General features: G+C 71.7%; 17 protein-coding genes. 6 read left to right on the top strand and 11 right to left on the bottom strand.

The window, feature by feature from the left end; all coding sequences use genetic code 11:
- Nucleotides 1–6: 6 nt before the first annotated feature.
- Genes BM127_RS01450 through BM127_RS01435 form a run of 4 tightly spaced genes read right to left on the bottom strand, consistent with a single transcriptional unit; the run spans nucleotide 7 to nucleotide 2,898 of the window.
- The gene (locus BM127_RS01450; RefSeq protein ID WP_198554465.1) at nucleotides 7–969 is read right to left on the bottom strand and encodes a sulfate/molybdate ABC transporter ATP-binding protein; all 963 of its coding nucleotides are present in this window, start codon (nucleotides 967–969) and stop codon (nucleotides 7–9) included.
- Nucleotides 966–1,748: a molybdate ABC transporter permease subunit gene (gene modB, locus BM127_RS01445; RefSeq protein ID WP_091193350.1), complete on the bottom strand. Its 783-nt coding sequence runs from the start codon at nucleotides 1,746–1,748 to the stop codon at nucleotides 966–968. Before modB ends, BM127_RS01450 begins: the two co-directional genes overlap by 4 nt.
- On the bottom strand, nucleotides 1,745–2,494 hold the full coding sequence (gene modA / locus BM127_RS01440) for a molybdate ABC transporter substrate-binding protein (RefSeq protein ID WP_091193348.1): 750 nt from the start codon (nucleotides 2,492–2,494) through the stop codon (nucleotides 1,745–1,747). Before modA ends, modB begins: the two co-directional genes overlap by 4 nt.
- Nucleotides 2,491–2,898: a TOBE domain-containing protein gene (locus tag BM127_RS01435; RefSeq protein WP_091193345.1), complete on the bottom strand. Its 408-nt coding sequence runs from the start codon at nucleotides 2,896–2,898 to the stop codon at nucleotides 2,491–2,493. Before BM127_RS01435 ends, modA begins: the two co-directional genes overlap by 4 nt.
- Before the next feature lie 154 nt (nucleotides 2,899–3,052).
- On the opposite strand from BM127_RS01435, the gene BM127_RS01430 reads away from it, so the two are divergent.
- Nucleotides 3,053–3,598 carry a DUF4245 domain-containing protein gene (locus BM127_RS01430; RefSeq protein WP_157829644.1) on the top strand — a complete coding sequence of 182 codons (546 nt, stop codon included), beginning with the start codon at nucleotides 3,053–3,055 and terminating at the stop codon, nucleotides 3,596–3,598.
- Here the strand turns inward: BM127_RS01430 and BM127_RS01425 are convergent.
- Nucleotides 3,588–3,815 carry an exodeoxyribonuclease VII small subunit gene (locus BM127_RS01425; RefSeq protein WP_091193340.1) on the bottom strand — a complete coding sequence of 76 codons (228 nt, stop codon included), beginning with the start codon at nucleotides 3,813–3,815 and terminating at the stop codon, nucleotides 3,588–3,590. The two genes, BM127_RS01430 and BM127_RS01425, sit on opposite strands and share 11 nt — an antisense overlap.
- Entirely contained in the window at nucleotides 3,808–5,073 is a 1,266-nt protein-coding gene (gene xseA / locus BM127_RS01420; protein WP_091193337.1) for an exodeoxyribonuclease VII large subunit, read from the bottom strand. Before xseA ends, BM127_RS01425 begins: the two co-directional genes overlap by 8 nt.
- A 57-nt stretch (nucleotides 5,074–5,130) precedes the next feature.
- Between xseA and BM127_RS01415 the strand changes: the two genes are divergently transcribed.
- Nucleotides 5,131–6,132 carry a 4-hydroxy-3-methylbut-2-enyl diphosphate reductase gene (locus tag BM127_RS01415; protein WP_091193335.1) on the top strand — a complete coding sequence of 334 codons (1,002 nt, stop codon included), beginning with the start codon at nucleotides 5,131–5,133 and terminating at the stop codon, nucleotides 6,130–6,132.
- Between the two features lie 2 nt (nucleotides 6,133–6,134).
- Nucleotides 6,135–6,758 carry an L-threonylcarbamoyladenylate synthase gene (locus BM127_RS01410; protein WP_091193333.1) on the top strand — a complete coding sequence of 208 codons (624 nt, stop codon included), beginning with the start codon at nucleotides 6,135–6,137 and terminating at the stop codon, nucleotides 6,756–6,758.
- Nucleotides 6,759–6,774: 16 nt separating this feature from the next.
- Here BM127_RS01410 and BM127_RS01405 read toward each other — a convergent pair whose 3' ends face one another.
- Nucleotides 6,775–7,221, bottom strand: coding sequence for a DUF6542 domain-containing protein (locus BM127_RS01405; protein WP_091193330.1), 447 nt, complete (start codon nucleotides 7,219–7,221; stop codon nucleotides 6,775–6,777).
- A gap of 22 nt (nucleotides 7,222–7,243) precedes the next feature.
- Nucleotides 7,244–8,365 (bottom strand): DNA recombination protein RmuC, encoded by a 1,122-nt coding sequence (locus BM127_RS01400; protein WP_091193328.1) that lies wholly within the window; start codon nucleotides 8,363–8,365, stop codon nucleotides 7,244–7,246.
- Nucleotides 8,366–8,417: 52 nt separating this feature from the next.
- Between BM127_RS01400 and BM127_RS01395 the strand changes: the two genes are divergently transcribed.
- A complete protein-coding gene (locus tag BM127_RS01395; RefSeq protein ID WP_231263132.1) occupies nucleotides 8,418–9,737 on the top strand; it encodes an MFS transporter in 1,320 nt (439 codons plus the stop codon).
- On the opposite strand, the gene BM127_RS01390 is transcribed toward BM127_RS01395, so the two are convergent.
- Complete coding sequence (locus BM127_RS01390; RefSeq protein WP_091193323.1) at nucleotides 9,734–10,519, bottom strand: exodeoxyribonuclease III; 786 nt, start codon at nucleotides 10,517–10,519, stop codon at nucleotides 9,734–9,736. The genes BM127_RS01395 and BM127_RS01390 overlap by 4 nt on opposite strands.
- Before the next feature lie 218 nt (nucleotides 10,520–10,737).
- Between BM127_RS01390 and BM127_RS01385 the strand changes: the two genes are divergently transcribed.
- On the top strand, nucleotides 10,738–11,550 hold the full coding sequence (locus BM127_RS01385; protein ID WP_091193321.1) for a M57 family metalloprotease: 813 nt from the start codon (nucleotides 10,738–10,740) through the stop codon (nucleotides 11,548–11,550).
- Between the two features lie 98 nt (nucleotides 11,551–11,648).
- The gene (locus BM127_RS01380; RefSeq protein ID WP_091193318.1) at nucleotides 11,649–13,454 is read left to right on the top strand and encodes an acyl-CoA dehydrogenase; all 1,806 of its coding nucleotides are present in this window, start codon (nucleotides 11,649–11,651) and stop codon (nucleotides 13,452–13,454) included.
- Here the strand turns inward: BM127_RS01380 and BM127_RS01375 are convergent.
- Both BM127_RS01375 and BM127_RS01370 read right to left on the bottom strand, forming a co-directional pair.
- The gene (locus tag BM127_RS01375) at nucleotides 13,451–14,938 is read right to left on the bottom strand and encodes a PH domain-containing protein (RefSeq protein ID WP_091193316.1); all 1,488 of its coding nucleotides are present in this window, start codon (nucleotides 14,936–14,938) and stop codon (nucleotides 13,451–13,453) included. The two genes, BM127_RS01380 and BM127_RS01375, sit on opposite strands and share 4 nt — an antisense overlap.
- Nucleotides 14,935–15,438, bottom strand: coding sequence for a PH domain-containing protein (locus tag BM127_RS01370; protein ID WP_091193313.1), 504 nt, complete (start codon nucleotides 15,436–15,438; stop codon nucleotides 14,935–14,937). The genes BM127_RS01375 and BM127_RS01370 overlap by 4 nt, the downstream gene beginning before the upstream one ends.
- Nucleotides 15,439–15,633: the final 195 nt, after the last annotated feature.

Here is a 15,633-nt window from a genome sequence, read left to right as displayed (position 1 = left end):
CACAGGTTATCGGCCGGTGGCAGCGGCTCCGTAGCGGCTCACGGCCGTCGCCTTGGCCGACAGCCAGACCTCGCGGCCCGGCACCAGCGCCAGCTCCGTCGCGGCTGCGGGGGTGAGGTCGGCGAGCAGGTCGGGCGAGGCGTGCACCAGCAGGCGTACGGCGTCACCGTGCGGCGCCAGCGTCGCGATCGGGCCGTGCCAGCGCAGGCGGCTCGACCCCTCGGGCTCGGCCAGCGAGACCGTGACCGCGTCCGGGGTGAAGGCGATCAGGTCCTCGCCGTCGGCGACCAGGTTGAGCCCGACGAGCCGGGCGACGTGGGGCGTGCGGGGCTCGGCGGCCACCTCGGCGGGCGGACCGACCTGCGCCACGCGTCCCTCGTCCAGCACCAGCACCCGGTCGGCCAGGGTCAGCGCGTCGATCGCGTCGTGGGTGACCAGCAGCGCGATGCCGGGGAAGTCGCGCAGGTGCTGGCCGAGCTCGATGCGCAGTGCCACCTGCACCGACACGTCGAGGCCGGTGAACGGCTCGTCGAGCAGCAGGACGTCCGGGTCGGTGGCCAGTGCACGGGCGATCGCCACCCGCTGGGCCTGCCCGCCGGAGAGCTCGCGCGGCTTGCGGTGTGCGAGCTCGGCGATGCCGAAGCGCCGGAGCCAGCCGAGGGCCAGGTCCTCCGCCTCCCGTCGGTGGCGACCCCTGGCCCGCGGCCCGAAGGCGACGTTGTCGAGGGCGCTGAGGTGCGGGAAGAGGCTCTGGTCCTGGAAGACGTAGCCGACCCGGCGCCGCGGCACCTCGAGGTCGGTCCAGTCGTCGTCGCCGACCCGCACCCGACCCGGCTCGAGTCCGGCGATCGCGCGCAGGAGGGTGGACTTGCCGGCACCGTTGGGCCCGATCACGACCACGACCTCGCCGGCCGCTGCCTCGAGGTCTGCGCTCACCCGGCCGGGGATGTCCACCTCGACCCGCATCATCGTCCGACCGCCCATCGCTCGCGCAGCAGCACCAGGACGCCGACGGAGAGGACCAGCAGGATCAGGCTCAGGGTCCGGGCGACGGTCGGGTCGGAGTTGAGGGCCACGTAGATCAGGCTCGGCATCGTCTGGGTGGTGCCGGGGTAGTTGCCCGCGAACGTGATCGTCGCGCCGAACTCACCGAGGCTGCGCGCCCACGCCAGCGCGCTCCCGGCGAGCACGCCGGGCAGGGCGAGCGGCAGGGTGACGCGACGGAAGGTGGTCCACCGGTCGGCGCCCAGCGTCGCGGCCACGACGTCGTACGACCCGCCGTGCGTGCGCAGCGCACCCTCGACGGCCAGGACGTAGAAGGGGAGCGAGACGAACGTGTGGGCCAGCACGACGCCCGACATCGTGTAGGGGATCGAGAAGGGAAGGTGCTGCCCGATCAGACCGCTGCGGCCCAGCGCGGTGACCAGGGCGACGCCGGCCACGACCGGGGGAAGGACCAGCGGCACCAGCACGAGCGCGCGCACGACCCGACGGCCACGGAAGTCGACCCGGGCCAACAGCCAGGCCAAGGGAGTGCCGAGCACGACACAGCCGATGACCGTCAGCAGGCTGCTCAGGGCAGTGATCGCCAGCGCCTCCCGCACGACCTCCGATCCGAGGTGCTCGGGCAGGGTGCGCCACGGGGTGTCGAGCACCAGGGTCGCGAGCGGCACCACGAGGAGGGCGATGCCGATCGTCGCCGGGACGAGGAGGACCGCGGGAGCACGACCGAGGCGGGGACCGGTCACTCGGGCACGGTCCCGCCGAAGCCGGCCTGCTCGAAGACCTGCCGGGCCGGGCTGCTCAGGACCAGGGTGACGAACTCGGCGGCCAGGCCGGCGCGGTCGCCGACGAGCGGGGCGACGAAGTAGTTGGTCGCGAACGCGTCGGCACCAGCCGTCGGGACCTCGTTCACGTCGATCCCGGCTGCGACGGCGTCCGTGCGGTAGACGAGACCCGCGTCGGCCTCGCCCTGGACGACCCGGGCGAGCACGGCCTTGACGTCGACCTCCTCGCTGGCCGGGGGTCCGGTGATACCCGCTTCCTCCAGCACGGCGACGGCGACGGCTCCGCACGGGGCGGTGTCGGCGCACACGACGTAGTCGACGGCCGGGTCGTCCAGGTCGTCCAGGTCGTCGATGCCGGCGGGGTTGTCGGTCGGGGTGATGAGCGTGAGCCGGTTGCTGACGAAGCTGCTGGGGCTGTCGCCCAGTGCGTCGCCCTTCTCGGCCACCGTCATGGACGTCTCGTCGGCGGTCGCCAGGACGTCGCCGGGCGCTCCGTCGACGGCCTGCTCGGCGAGCGTGGTCGACGAGCCGAACACGAGCTCCACCTCGACGCCCGGGTGCTCGTCCTCGAACGTGTCGGCCAGCTCGGTGAACGTCTCGGTGAGGCTGGCTGCTGCGAGCACGGTCAGGGTCTGCTGGTCGTCGTCACCGCTGCAGCCCGTGAGGGGCAGCAGCAGGAGGAGGCCGGGGACCACGAGCCTCCTCACGACGGGACCTCGACGATCACGTTGGTGGACTTCACGCTGGCGATCGCGCGTACGCCCGGCTCGAGGCCGAGCTCGTCGGCGGCGTCGCTGCTCATCAGCGACACCACGCGGTAGGGGCCGCAGATCATCTCGACCTGGGCCATCACGGTGTCGCGCTTGACCCGCGTGACGATGCCGCTCATCCGGTTGCGGGCGCTCACCGTGCTGGCGCGGGTCCTGTCGCGCTCGGCGACCTCGCCGGACTCGGCGAGGTGCTCGGCGAGCGTGGCGAGGTCCGGTCCGGTGACGGTCGTGCGCCCCTCGGTGCGCTGCGACGGGATCCGGCCGGAGTCCACCCAGCGGCGTACGGTGTCGTCGCTGACGGCGAGGATCTCCGCTGCTTCCGCGATTCGGTAGGTGATCACGGTCGCAGTATGCCGCACCTGCGGTCGCCATGTCCCTCAGCGTCCGCACCTGCGTTTCATTGTCTCGTCCCGCACCCCCGATGGTCCGTGTCAGCTGACTCGCCGGAGCAAGCCGGTTGATGCGGACTACCGAGGGGCTGGGAGGATGGATCCTGTGAGTGGGCAAGAACGACCGAGCCGGTACACCCGCTCCTTCAGCGGCATGATCGGCGCGCTGATCGTGACGGTGCTCTTCGTGCTGGCCTTCGTCGCGTGGCGCGGTCTCTTCCGCACCGACGTCGACAACACCCCGGTGGCCGTCGACTGGCAGGAGAGTGTCGAGCTCGCCGAGCAGGTGGGCCTGCAGGTGGTGCACCCGCGCGAGCTGCCCGCCGGGTGGACCGCGACCAGCGTCGACCCCTACTTCGGCAGCGACGACCCGCGGTGGGGCCTGGGCGTCCTGACCGAGGACGGCGACTTCATCGGCATCCGTCAGGAGGACTCCTCGGCGGACGACCTCGCGGAGCGGTACGTCGACGAGAAGGCCGAGGCCGGCGAGGACGCGACCGTGCCGTCGGAGGTCACCGACACCTGGCAGACCTACTCCGACGACGGCGGCGACCACGGGTACGCCACCGAGCTCGGCGACGAGGCGGTGCTGGTCTACGGCTCGGCGCCGGTCGAGGACATCGAGGCCTACCTCGGGCTGCTCACTCGTTAGAGGGGTCGCCCATCGCCTCGTCGAGCCGCTTGCGTGCCCCGTCGAGCCACTGCTGGCACACCTTGGCCAGCGCCTCGCCGCGCTCCCACAGGGCGAGCGACTCCTCGAGCGTCGTGCCGCCGGCCTCGAGGGTGCGCACCACCTCGATGAGCTCCTCGCGGGCCTCTTCGTAGCTGGGCCGGTCAGTGCTGGGCTGGTCAGCGGCTGCGTCACTCATCGGGGTCCTCCTGCGGGTGGTCGGTCGTGAGGGCGTCCGGCTCGACGCGGTCGGTCGTGGCGTGGATGCGGCCGTCGGCCACCCGCACGGACACGGTGGCACCTGCTGCGGACTGCGCGACGGACGTGACGACGTGGCCGTCGGCGTCCTGGAGCACGGCGTAGCCGCGCTGCAGCGTGGCCAGCGGGGAGAGCGCCTGGGCCCGCGCGCGCTGGTGGCCGATGTCGTCGGCGGCGCGGTCGAGGCGGTGCGAGAGCGTACGACGGGCGCGCGCCACCAGCTCGTCGACCTCCTCGGACCGGACGGCCAGCAGGTTGCGCGGGTCGGCCATCGCCGGGCGCGAACGCACCTGCGCGAGCCACTCCTGCTCACGGGCGATCCGCTGGGTGATCACCTGGCGCAGCCGGTCACGCGCCCAGGTGACGCCCTGGGCCTCCTCGGCCATGTCGGGGACGACCAGCTTGGCGGCGTCGGTGGGAGTGGAGGCGCGTACGTCGGCGACGAGGTCGAGCAGCGGCTGGTCGGGCTCGTGGCCGATGGCCGAGACCACGGGTGTGCGCAGCGCGTGGACCGCCCGGATCATCGCCTCGTCGGAGAACGGCAGCAGGTCCTCGATCGACCCGCCGCCACGCGCCACGACGATGACGTCGACGTCCGGGTTGCGCTCGAGCCTCTGCAGCGCCTCGATCACCTCGGACGCACAGCGCTGACCCTGCATCGCGGCATAGGCCACCTCGAACTGCACGGCCGGCCAGCGGCGGCGCGCGTTGTCGAGGACGTCACGCTCGGCGGCACTGTTGGGAGCGGTCACCAGCCCGACCCGGCCCGGCAGGAAGGGCAGGTCGCGCTTGAGCTCCGGCGCGAAGAGCCCCTCGGCGGCGAGGAGCTGGCGGCGGCGCTCGAGGCGGGCGAGCAGCTCGCCGAGACCGACCATCTTGATCTCGCGCGCGGCCAGCGAGAACGAGCCGCGGTTGGCGTAGAAGCTGGCCCGCGCGTGCACGACCACGCTGGCTCCCTCGACGAGCGGCGGGTTCATCGAGTCGAAGAGCGATCGGGCGCAGGTGAGGGTGACCGAGATGTCGGCGACGGTGTCGCGCAGGGTCATGAAGACGGTGTTGACCCCGGGGCGGCGGTTGACCTGCGCGATCTGCCCCTCGACCCACACGCTGCCGAGCTTGTCGATCCACTGCGTGACCGCGTTGGCCACCGCGCGCACCGGGGCCGGGGACTCGGCCGTGGCGTCGCGGAGTGAGGGCACGCGGCGAGGATAGGCGAGGGGACCGACGCCGGTGGTGCGGCCCGTAGACTCGTCCCCATGACGACCGACCTCGGCCTGCCTCCGGTGCTCGACCCCGAGACCGCCAAGAACGTGCTGCTGGCCGCCCCGCGAGGCTACTGCGCCGGCGTCGACCGGGCCGTGATCACCGTGGAGAAGGCACTCGACCTCTACGGCTCGCCGGTCTACGTCCGCAAGCAGATCGTGCACAACAAGCACGTGGTGGCCAACCTCGAGTCGCGCGGCGCGATCTTCGTCGAGGAGCTCGACGAGGTGCCGGAGGGTCAGACGGTCGTCTTCTCCGCCCACGGCGTCTCCCCGGCCGTGCACGCCCAGGCGGCCGACCGCAGCCTCAAGACCATCGACGCGACCTGCCCGCTGGTGACCAAGGTCCACCACGAGGCCCGGCGCTTCGCGAGCGACGACTACGACATCCTCCTCATCGGCCACGAGGGCCACGAGGAGGTCGAGGGCACCGCCGGCGAGGCGCCCGAGCACATCCAGCTCGTCCAGAGCCCGGCCGACGTCGCCGGCATCGTCGTACGCGATCCCGCCAGGGTGGCGTGGCTCTCGCAGACCACGTTGAGCGTCGACGAGACGCTCGAGACCGTCGCCGCGATCCGGGAGAGGTTCCCGCTGCTGCTCGACCCGCCGAGCGACGACATCTGCTACGCCACCCAGAACCGCCAGCTCGCGGTCAAGGAGATCTCGCCGGACGCCGACCTGGTGATCGTGGTCGGCTCCCGCAACTCCTCCAACTCGGTCCGCTTGGTCGAGGTCGCGCTCGAGGCCGGCGCCAAGGCGTCCTACCTCGTCGACGACCACACCGAGATCGACGAGGCGTGGCTCGACGGTGTCGACACGGTCTCGGTGACCTCGGGTGCGTCGGTGCCGGAGGACCTCGTGGAGGGCGTGCTCGCCTTCTTGTCCGAGCGCGGCTACCCCGATGCCCGGGCCGTCCACTCGGCCGAGGAGTCGCTGATCTTCGCGCTGCCGCCCGAGCTGCGCCGCGACATCCGGGCCGCCCGGGACAAGGGCTGACGATGGCCCGCTACCTCGACATCCACCCCGACAACCCGCAGCCGCGGCTGGTCACCCAGGTCGTCGAGGCGCTGCGCGACGACCAGCTGATCGCCTACCCGACCGATTCCGGCTACGCCCTCGGCGCCCAGCTCGGCAACCGCGAGGGCCGTGACCGGATCCTGAGGATCCGCGAGCTCGACGACCGCCACCACTTCACCCTGATGTGCAAGGACTTCTCCCAGCTCGGGCAGTTCGTCCACGTCGACAACGCGGCGTTCCGCGCGATCAAGTCCGCGACGCCGGGGCCCTACACGTTCATCCTCCCCGCCACGGGCGAGGTGCCGAAGCGGCTGATGCACCCCAAGAAGCGGACGGTCGGGGTGCGGATCCCCGACCACACGCTGGTCTGCGCCCTCCTCGAGGAGCTCGGCGAGCCGATCCTCACCAGCACCCTGATCCTGCCCGGCGAGACCGAGGCGCGGACGATGGGCTGGGAGATCAAGGAGGACCTCGACCACGTCGTCGACATCGTCGTGGAGTCCGGTGAGGTCACCGCCGAGCCGACCACGGTGATCGACTGGTCGGAGGCCGAGCCCGTCGTCGTACGACGTGGGGCGGGCGACCCGGAGCGCTTCGAGGCCTGAGCCCGACGGGCGACGCTCAGCCGGTCGACCGGCCCAGCTCACGGCTGAGCTCGGTGGCCATATCGTCCTCGCCCTCGCGGTGCAGCCGCCAGCCGAGCCAGCCCAGGCACAGGGCGTAGCCGACGAAGAGCGCGATGCCGTGGGTGGCGACGCCCGACACGACGGCCTGCAGGACGCTGTCGCTCGGGTCGGCGATGACATCGCGGGCGACGAGGGCGACGAACCCGAAGACGGCGGTCATCAGCACCGGAGGGAGCAGCGCGACCATGTAGAAGTCGCGCCGGCGGACCAGCGCTGCGAGCCCCAGGCACAGGACCATGAAGCACAGGTCGAAGAACAGGGTGAGCCGGCCGACGAGGAGCACGTCGATGGCGACCGCGGTGAGCGCGAGGGCGACGCCGAGCGCCACCACCTGCCGGCCGGGCTCGCGCCCGGCCTCCCAGAACGCCTCGGCCTGAGTCACGACCCTCAACCTAGGACCGATCTCAGGCCCCCTCGACGCGGCGCGCCGCGGGACGCTGCGCCTCGTGGGCGAGCAGGTCGTCGAGCACGGCCAGCTCGGGAGCGGCCAGCGAGCGGGGGACGGTCTCCACCTGGCGCGGCTCCGACAGCTCGTCGGAGGTCACGCCGAGCTCCGCGAAGCGGCGCGCTGACACGAGCACCCGCCCCTCGAGCGAGCCCATCGCCTGGTTGTAGGCCTGCACGCTGGCGTTGAGCGAGCGCCCGACCTTGTCGAGGTGGCCGGACATCGACCCGAGCCGGGCGTGCAGCTCCTGGCCGAGCCGCTGCACCTCGTGGGCCTGGGCGTTGAGGAGCTCGTGCTGCCACCCCTGGGCGACGGTGCGCAGCAGCGCGATCAGGGTGGAGGGCGTCGCGAGCACGACGTTCCTGGCCGCGGCCTGCTCGACCAGGTCGGGCACCGCCTGCAGTGCGGCCTGCAGGATCGCCTCCCCGGGCACGAACAGCACGACGAACTCGGGCGTCCCCGCCAGCGCCTCCCAGTAGCGCTTCGAGCCGAGGTCGGCGACGTGCGTGCGCATGTGCTCGCCGAGGCGGACCAGCGCGCGGTCGTGCTCGGCCGGGTCGTCGGACCCGGTCAGGTCGAGGAAGGCCGCCAGCGGCGCCTTGGCGTCGACCGCGATGGTGCGTCCGCCGGCCAGCGTCACGACCAGGTCGGGGCGCAGCCGCCCGTCCTCGATGCGCACCTGCTCGGCGAAGTCGCAGTGGTCGACGAGCCCGGCGAGCTCGACGGTGCGACGCAGGTGCAGCTCGCCCCACTGGCCGCGCACCTGCGGCTTGCGCAGTGCGGTGGCCAGGGTGGACGTCTCCTGCCGGAGGACGTCGGTCGAGTGCCGCATGTCGGCCACCTGCTGGTGCAGCTGGGCCTGCCACGCGACGCGGTCGTGGGCGAAGTCGCTCAGCTGGTCCTGCAGCCGCTCGAGCCCGTCCTGCACGACGGCGTGCTCGGCCACGCGCTGCTGGAGCGCGGCGATGGCCGGGTCGTCGGCAGGGCGGCTGCGCGACCACAGCACGCCGATCAGCGCACCGAGGCCGAGGCCGATCGCCAGGACGAGGGCCAGGACCAGGAGGAGGGGGAAGGTGTCCATGGATCCAGCATGGACGCGCGCACCGACAGTGGCGTGGACGACACTGGTCCACGTGACGACGACGCGCCCCGTCTCCACGGGACCAGACGCTCGACCCGACGGCCTGCACTGGGCGTGGGTCGTCGCGGCCGTCGCCTTCGTGACCCTGGTCGGCGCTGCCGCCTTCCGGTCGGTGCCGGGGGTGCTGATCGAGCCGTTGCACGACGAGTTCGGCTGGTCGCACGGGCTGATCGGCTCCGCGGTCTCGCTGAACCTCATGCTCTTCGGCCTGATGTCGCCGTTCGCGGCCGCGCTGATGGACCGCTTCGGCGTGCGCCCCGTCGTCACCTTCGCGCTCGTCATGGTGTCGGTCGGCAGCGGGCTCACGGTCTTCATGACGGAGCCGTGGCAGCTGATCCTCTGCTGGGGGCTGCTCGTGGGCCTCGGCACCGGCTCGATGTCGATGGCGTTCGTCGCCACCATCACCAGCCGCTGGTTCGTCGCGCGCCGCGGCCTGGTCAGCGGCATCCTCACCGCCGGCAACGCCACCGGCCAGCTGATCTTCCTGCCGGTCGTCGCGTGGTTCGCGACGAACCACGGATGGCGCACGGCAGCGCTCCTCGCGACCTGCGCCTCGCTCGCCGTGATCCCCCTGGTCCTGCTGTTCCTCCGCAACCACCCCGCCGACATGGGCCTGCGTGCCTACGGTGCCACCGACGCCGATCCGGGTCCGCCGCCCCACCAGCAGGTCGGCTCCAGCGCGGGCCGGGCGTTGGGCGTGCTGCGCGACGTCTCCCGCAGCCGTACCTTCTGGCTGCTCTCCGGCGGCTTCGCGATCTGCGGGATGACGACCAACGGCCTCATCGCCACCCACTTCGTGCCCGCAGCGCACGACCACGGCATGCCGGCCACGACCGCGGCCTCGCTGCTCGCGGTCGTCGGCATCTTCGACGTGGTCGGCACGATCGCGTCGGGTTGGCTCACCGACAAGGTGGATCCGCGCCTGCTGCTGGTCGGCTACTACGTGCTGCGCGGGGTCGGACTGATGACGCTTCCGGCCCTCATGTCGCCGCACGTCGCGCCCAGCATGTGGGTCTTCATCATCGTCTACGGCCTCGACTGGGTGGCGACCGTGCCGCCCACGGTGGCGCTGTGCCGTGAGTGGTTCGGCGCGGCCGCCGGGCCGATCGTCTTCGGCTGGGTCTTCGCCAGCCACCAGGTCGGTGCCGCCGTCGCCGCGACCGGCGCCGGTGTCATCCGCGACGTCACGGGCGGCTACGACCCGGCCTTCTACGCAGCCGCGGGGCTGTGCGCGCTCGCCGGCGTGATGTCGTACGCCATCCGCAAGACACCCACTCCCGCGGCAGCTCCCGACCCGGTGCCCGTCGGCTAGGACAGGTCGAGGTCGACGACCACCGGTGCGTGGTCCGAGGGCGATCCGGTGCCCTGCGCAGGGTCGCGCTCGTCGCGGTCGATGAAGGCACCGGTCACCTGCGAGGCGAGGTCAGGCGAGCCGAGGACGAAGTCGATCTTGAGACCCCGGTCGCGCTCGAAGCGCTGGCGGTAGTAGTCCCAGTAGGTGTAGCCCGGTGCGTGCGCACGCGTCGTCTCGATCCAGCCGTCGTCGAGGAACCCCTGGAAGGCGGCGCGCTCGGGCGGGGTGACGTGCGTCGACTTCGCGAACTGCGAGACGTCGAAGACGTCGTCGTCGGTGGGGCAGATGTTCCAGTCGCCGACGAGTGCCGTCGGCACGTCGAGCCACCCGCGCGCGCTCTCGCGGAGCCGGGCCAGCCAGTCGAGCTTGTAGACGTAGTGCGGGTCCTCGGGCTTGCGGCCGTTGGGGACGTAGAGCGACCAGACCCGCACCCCGCCGCAGGTGGCGCCGATCGCGCGGGCCTCCGCGGCAGCAGGGTCGCCGTACGGAGGCATGTCGGCGAAACCGACCTCGACGTCCTCCAGGCCGACGCGCGAGAGGATGGCGACGCCGTTCCACTGGTTCAGGCCCGCCACCGCGATGTCGTAGCCCAGCGCCTGCAGGCCCATCAGCGGCAGCTGGTCCTCGCGGGCCTTGGTCTCCTGCAGGGCGAGCACGTCGATGTCGTGGCGCTGCACGAAGGCCTCGACGCGGTCGATGCGGGAGCGGAGGGAGTTGACGTTCCAGGTGGCGAGTCGCACCCCTCCACCCTAAGGAGTGGAAGGGCAGCGCAGATCGTCGGGCTGTGAAGGCTTTGCGCAGGAAACCCTTTACAGATGGGCATCGCATGGTGGAGGTTCATCGGCAAGCGCACTGGTCTCGGGAGCTTCGTGCGACACGTTCCACTTTTTCTGCAGCTCTGCCTGCTCGACTCCGGGACCGCGCGTGTCCATCCCCCCGGTATCAAGGAGACAACAGCATGCAGCGCAGTCGACTCGGCGCACTCGCCCTCGGAACCTCGGCCCTTCTCGGTGCGGCTCTCGCCTCGCCGGCCCTGGCCGCCACGGACGCGGAGATCCCGACGTTCTCGGAGTTCCACGCCTCGGCCTACCAGGACGCCGACAAGCAGTACATCGTCAACGGTGACGAGCCCGTCGCCACCGCCGGAGACCTCCGGGCCTACTACGACCGCATGGTCGGCGGGTCGGAGAAGGCCATCGAGAACGGCCTCGTCGTCAACACCGTCGGCGGCGTCGACGACAAGTGGTCGGCCTCGCAGGTCGGCAACCTCACCTACTGCGTGAGCACCAAGTTCGGCTCGCGCTACACCGACGTCGTCAACGCGATGACCAGCGGCGCCGGCCTCTGGGAGGCCGCCTCCTCCAGGATCAACTTCGTGCACGTGCCCGCACAGGACGCGAGCTGCACCACCCGCAACAACAGCGTGCTGTTCTCGGTCGAGCCCGTGCAGACCTCGCAGTACATCGCCCGGGCCTTCTTCCCGAGCTCGCCCAAGCGCTCGCGCAACGTCCTGGTCGACGACTCGATCTGGAGCTCGGGCTCGTGGACGCCGACCAACATCATCGGCCACGAGCTCGGCCACACGCTGGGCTTCCGCCACGAGCACACCCGCCCCGAGGCCGGCACCTGCTTCGAGGACAACAACTGGCGCCCGCTGACGCCGTACGACTCCTCCTCGATCATGCACTACCCGCAGTGCAACGGGACGTCGAGCAACCTCAGCATGACCGCGACCGACCGCCAGGGCGCAGCCACCCTCTACGGCTCCTGATCGCGTAGCCTCACCAGCAGTGGCGAACGCCCCTTCCGTCCCGAGCGGAGGGGGCGTTCGTCGTGCCTGCCGCAGGTCCGGACGGGTAGCGTCGGCGCGTGTCCACCCCCACGTCTGTGATCCTCTCCGCCCGTGACCTCGAGTTCCTGCTCTTCGAGTGGCTCGACGTCGAGCAGCTGAGCCGGCGGCCCCGCTTCGCCGAGCACGACAAGGAGTCGTACGCCGCCCTGCTGGCGCTGTGCGAACGGCTCGCGACCGAGCACTTCGCGCCGCACTACCGCAAGAGCGACACCGAGGAGCCGGCCTTCGACGGCGAGTCGGTGCGGCTGATCCCGGAGATCGAGGCAGCGCTCGACAAGTTCGCCAAGGCCGACCTGATGGGGCTCACCCTCGACGAGGAGGTCGGCGGGCTCCAGCTGCCGCACGTCGTCGCGTCGGCGTGCATGGCGTGGTTCACCGCGGCCAACATCGGCACCGCGGCGTACTCGTTCCTGACCGTCGCCAACGCCGGTCTGCTGCTCGCCCACGGCACCCCCGAGCAGGTCGAGCGCTGGGTCCAGCCGATGCTGGAGGGCCGCTTCTTCGGCACCATGACGCTCTCGGAGCCGCACGCCGGGTCGAGCCTCGGTGACGTGATCACCCGCGCGGTGCCGGCCGACGACGGCACCCACCGGATCTTCGGCAGCAAGATGTGGATCTCCGGCGGCGACCACGAGATGGGCGACAACATCGTCCACCTGGTGCTGGCCAAGCTGCCCGACGCACCCGCCGGGTCGCGGGGCATCTCGCTGTTCATCGTGCCGAAGTGGCTCGTCGCGGACGACGGCACGATCGGCGAGCGCAACGACGTCGCGCTCGCCGGCATCAACCACAAGCTCGGCAGCCGCGGCACGGTCAACACCGCTCCCGTCTTCGGCGGCGGCACCTACACGCCGGGCGGCGCCGCGGGTGCCGTGGGCTACCTCGTCGGGGAGCCCCACAAGGGCCTCTCCTACATGTTCCACATGATGAATGCCGCCCGCCTCGGCGTCGGGATGTCGGCGACGACCACGGCCTACACGGCCTACCTCAAGTCCCTCGACTACGCCCGCGGGCGGCCGCAGGGACGCCCGCTCGCCAGTCCCGACCCGGCCGCGCCCCAGGTGCCGATCATCCAGCACGCCGACGTGCGCCGCATGCTGCTGGCGCAGAAGTCCTACGTGGAGGGGGCTCTGGCGCTCAACCTCTACTGCTCGCGCCTGCTCGACGAGCAGGCGACCGCTGTCGACGACGCGGAGCGCCTGGCGACGGGGCAGCTCCTCGACGTGCTCACGCCGATCGCGAAGTCGTGGCCCTCGCAGTGGGGCCAGGAGAGCAACAGCCTGGCGATCCAGGTCCTCGGTGGCTCGGGCTACACCCGCGACTACGACGTCGAGGCGCACTGGCGCGACCAGCGCTTGAACCCGATCCACGAGGGCACCCACGGCATCCAGGCGATGGACCTCCTCGGTCGCAAGGTGCTCGGGGGCGGCGGGGCCTCGCTGCTCGCGCTGTCCGGGCGGATCGAGGAGACGGTGGCGCGTGCCACCGACCTCGGCGGCGAGGCCGCGTCCCACGCCGCCGCGCTGAAGGCCATGGTGGACCGGCTCGGCGAGGTGACCTTCGCTCTCGCCGCCCTGGGCGATCCCGAGAAGATCATGGCCAACGCCACCGTCTACCTCGAGGCCGCCGGGCACGTCGTCATCGCGTGGATGTGGCTCGAGCAGCTCGTCGCGGTGGGGGAGCAGGTCGGCGACTTCTACGACGGCAAGCGGGCCGCGGCGCGCTACTTCTTCCGCTGGGAGCTGCCCAAGGTGGCGCCGATGCTCGACCTGCTCGCCTCGGCCGACACCACCACGCTGGAGATGCGCGAGGCCTGGTTCTAGGCCTCGACGAAGTCGGTCAGCAGCCCGGGGGTCGCGCGGTCGGCGAGCGCGACGGCGACGTCGAGGCGTACGTCGCGCACCAGCACGCGCTCGGCGCCCGCGGCCGTGGTCGCGGTCAGGTCGGCCAGCCCGATGCGGCGCTGCCACCACGACTGCGTGACGACCCAGCCGATGATGCCGTCGGTCTCGAGCACCGTGCGGATCCGCGCCAGCACGCCGCTTCCGGCGACGAGGTGGCGGTCGGCCAGGGCGTGGCCCAGGTGTCGGTAGGACGACTCGCCGGCCAGCGCAGACACCGCGAGCACCACGAGGGCGACCACTGCCGTCCACCACCACGGCTCGTCGAACCACCACACGGCCACCGCGACCCCGCTGATGAGCACCAGGGACGCTCGCACCTGACGCAGCCAGGCCCGGCGCCGCGCGAGCGGACCGTGCGCGACGAGGGGGTCGGTGAGCGGTCCGGTGTGCTCCAGCACGGCCGCGCCGACGCTGATCGCCACGTCGTGCGGGCACGGCGGGAGCACCTGGGTGACGCCGTCCTCGACGCCGGTGGCCAGTGTCGAGAGCTCCGCACCGCCGACCAGGCGCATCAGCACGGGCTCGGTCATCTCGACACCCCGCACCTTCGCCTCCTCGACCGTGATCGAGCGGGTGGTGAACAGTCCGGTGGTGAGGTGGAGGGAGCCGTGCTCGCGCACGAGCCGGAAGTTCCACCACTGCACGACGTAGCCGGCGACCGAGACGAGGACCCAGGTGGCCAGCGCACCGATGGCCACCACCACGGCCACGGCCGCCAGGGCGAACTGGGTGATCCACTCCCACAGCGACGTGGCCGTCTCCTCGTTCCAGATGGGCAGGTCGTCCCCGAACTGGGAGAGCACGCCGACCGCGCCGGCGAGGAGGACCAGCCGGGCGAGGCTGAAGGGCGCGAAGCGCAGCCACGACCAGTCGATCTGCGCGAGCAGAGATCCCTGGTGGTCGAGCGGGGTCGGGACCGGTTCCCGGGGATCGAGTGGAGTCGGGACCTGGCCCACCTCGCGGCGGCGCAGGAGCGTCGTACGCAGGGCGTGGGCGTCGACCGCAGCCAGGGCGTCGAGCGTGATCCGGTCGTCGTCGACACCGGTGCCGATCTCGACCTTCTGCAGGCCCAGGATCCGGTGCAGGAGCGAGGCCTCGAGGTCGACGCTGCGCACCCGGTCGAGCGGTGCGGTGGAGGTCGACTTGTTGAGCAGGCCGCGGCGGACCTGGATCTGGGTGTCGGTGAGGCGGTAGTGGGTGGTGAGCCACGGGATCGCGCCGAGGACCAGCGGCCCGAGGATCGCGATCGGCACGATGAACGGCCAGAACCGCATGTCGCTCCGGCTGATGCCGATGAGCGCCACCACCACCGGGACGATCGCCTGGCCGACCGCCTTGAAGGGGTCGAGCAGGAGCTTGCGCGGGCTGAGCCGGATCCAGCCGTCGCCCGGGGAGGGGATCACGTCGCGTCGTCCTCGGTGGCGGCTGTGATCGCGGTGAGCCTGGCCACCACCTCGCGCGCGGTGTCGGCATCGAGGCAGTTGACGGTCAGCGGACCGGCCGCCGACGCGGTGGTGACCGTGATCGAGGCCAGGCCGAAGAGCCGCATCAGGGCCCCTTGACGCGAGTCCACGGTCTGCACCCGGCTGATCGGCGCGATCCGGCTCTGCCGGCCGATCCACCCCTCGCGGGTGTGGACCGCGGTGTCGCTGACCTCCCACCGGTGCACGCGGAAGCGGATCCGTGGCATCAGCACGACGTGCGCGACCGCGAGCGCGGCGACGAGGAGGACGAGGAGGCCGACCCACCCGGGCATCCCGGGGACGAGGAGCCAGGCGAGGAGCGCACCCAGCACCAGGACGGCGTCGCCGATGAGCGCGGACACCGTCCAGAACGCGACCGCGCGCGGCGAGACCTGATGGGCCGGCGCGCGGAGGACCGGCGTACCCCCTGTGTCCGTCATGCGCCGAGTCTTGCAGGGAGGTGAGGCGACTTCGTGCAGCGCACACCTGCTTCGAGGACAACGACTGGCGCCCGCTGACGCCGTTACGACGCGGCGTCGATCATGCACTACCCGCAGTGCAACGGGTCGTCGAGCGACCTCTCGATGACCGAGACCGACCGCCAGGGCGCGCGCACGGTCTACGGCTCCTGACAC

This window comes from Nocardioides alpinus (genome assembly GCF_900112035.1).
GTDB lineage: Bacteria > Actinomycetota > Actinomycetes > Propionibacteriales > Nocardioidaceae > Nocardioides > Nocardioides alpinus.
This window is presented reverse-complemented; position numbering and strand designations above follow the sequence as displayed.

Excerpts from the sequence above, each read along its gene's own strand:
- BM127_RS01370 (WP_091193313.1), bottom strand. The coding sequence starts at position 15,438 with ATGACGGACACAGGGGGTACGCCGGTCCTCCGCGCGCCGGCCCATCAG.
- BM127_RS01410 (WP_091193333.1), top strand. The coding sequence starts at position 6,135 with ATGGCCCGCTACCTCGACATCCACCCCGACAACCCGCAGCCGCGGCTG.
- BM127_RS01400 (WP_091193328.1), bottom strand. The coding sequence starts at position 8,365 with ATGGACACCTTCCCCCTCCTCCTGGTCCTGGCCCTCGTCCTGGCGATC.
- BM127_RS01450 (WP_198554465.1), bottom strand. The coding sequence starts at position 969 with ATGATGCGGGTCGAGGTGGACATCCCCGGCCGGGTGAGCGCAGACCTC.
- BM127_RS01385 (WP_091193321.1), top strand. The coding sequence starts at position 10,738 with ATGCAGCGCAGTCGACTCGGCGCACTCGCCCTCGGAACCTCGGCCCTT.
- BM127_RS01425 (WP_091193340.1), bottom strand. The coding sequence starts at position 3,815 with ATGAGTGACGCAGCCGCTGACCAGCCCAGCACTGACCGGCCCAGCTAC.
- BM127_RS01415 (WP_091193335.1), top strand. The coding sequence starts at position 5,131 with ATGACGACCGACCTCGGCCTGCCTCCGGTGCTCGACCCCGAGACCGCC.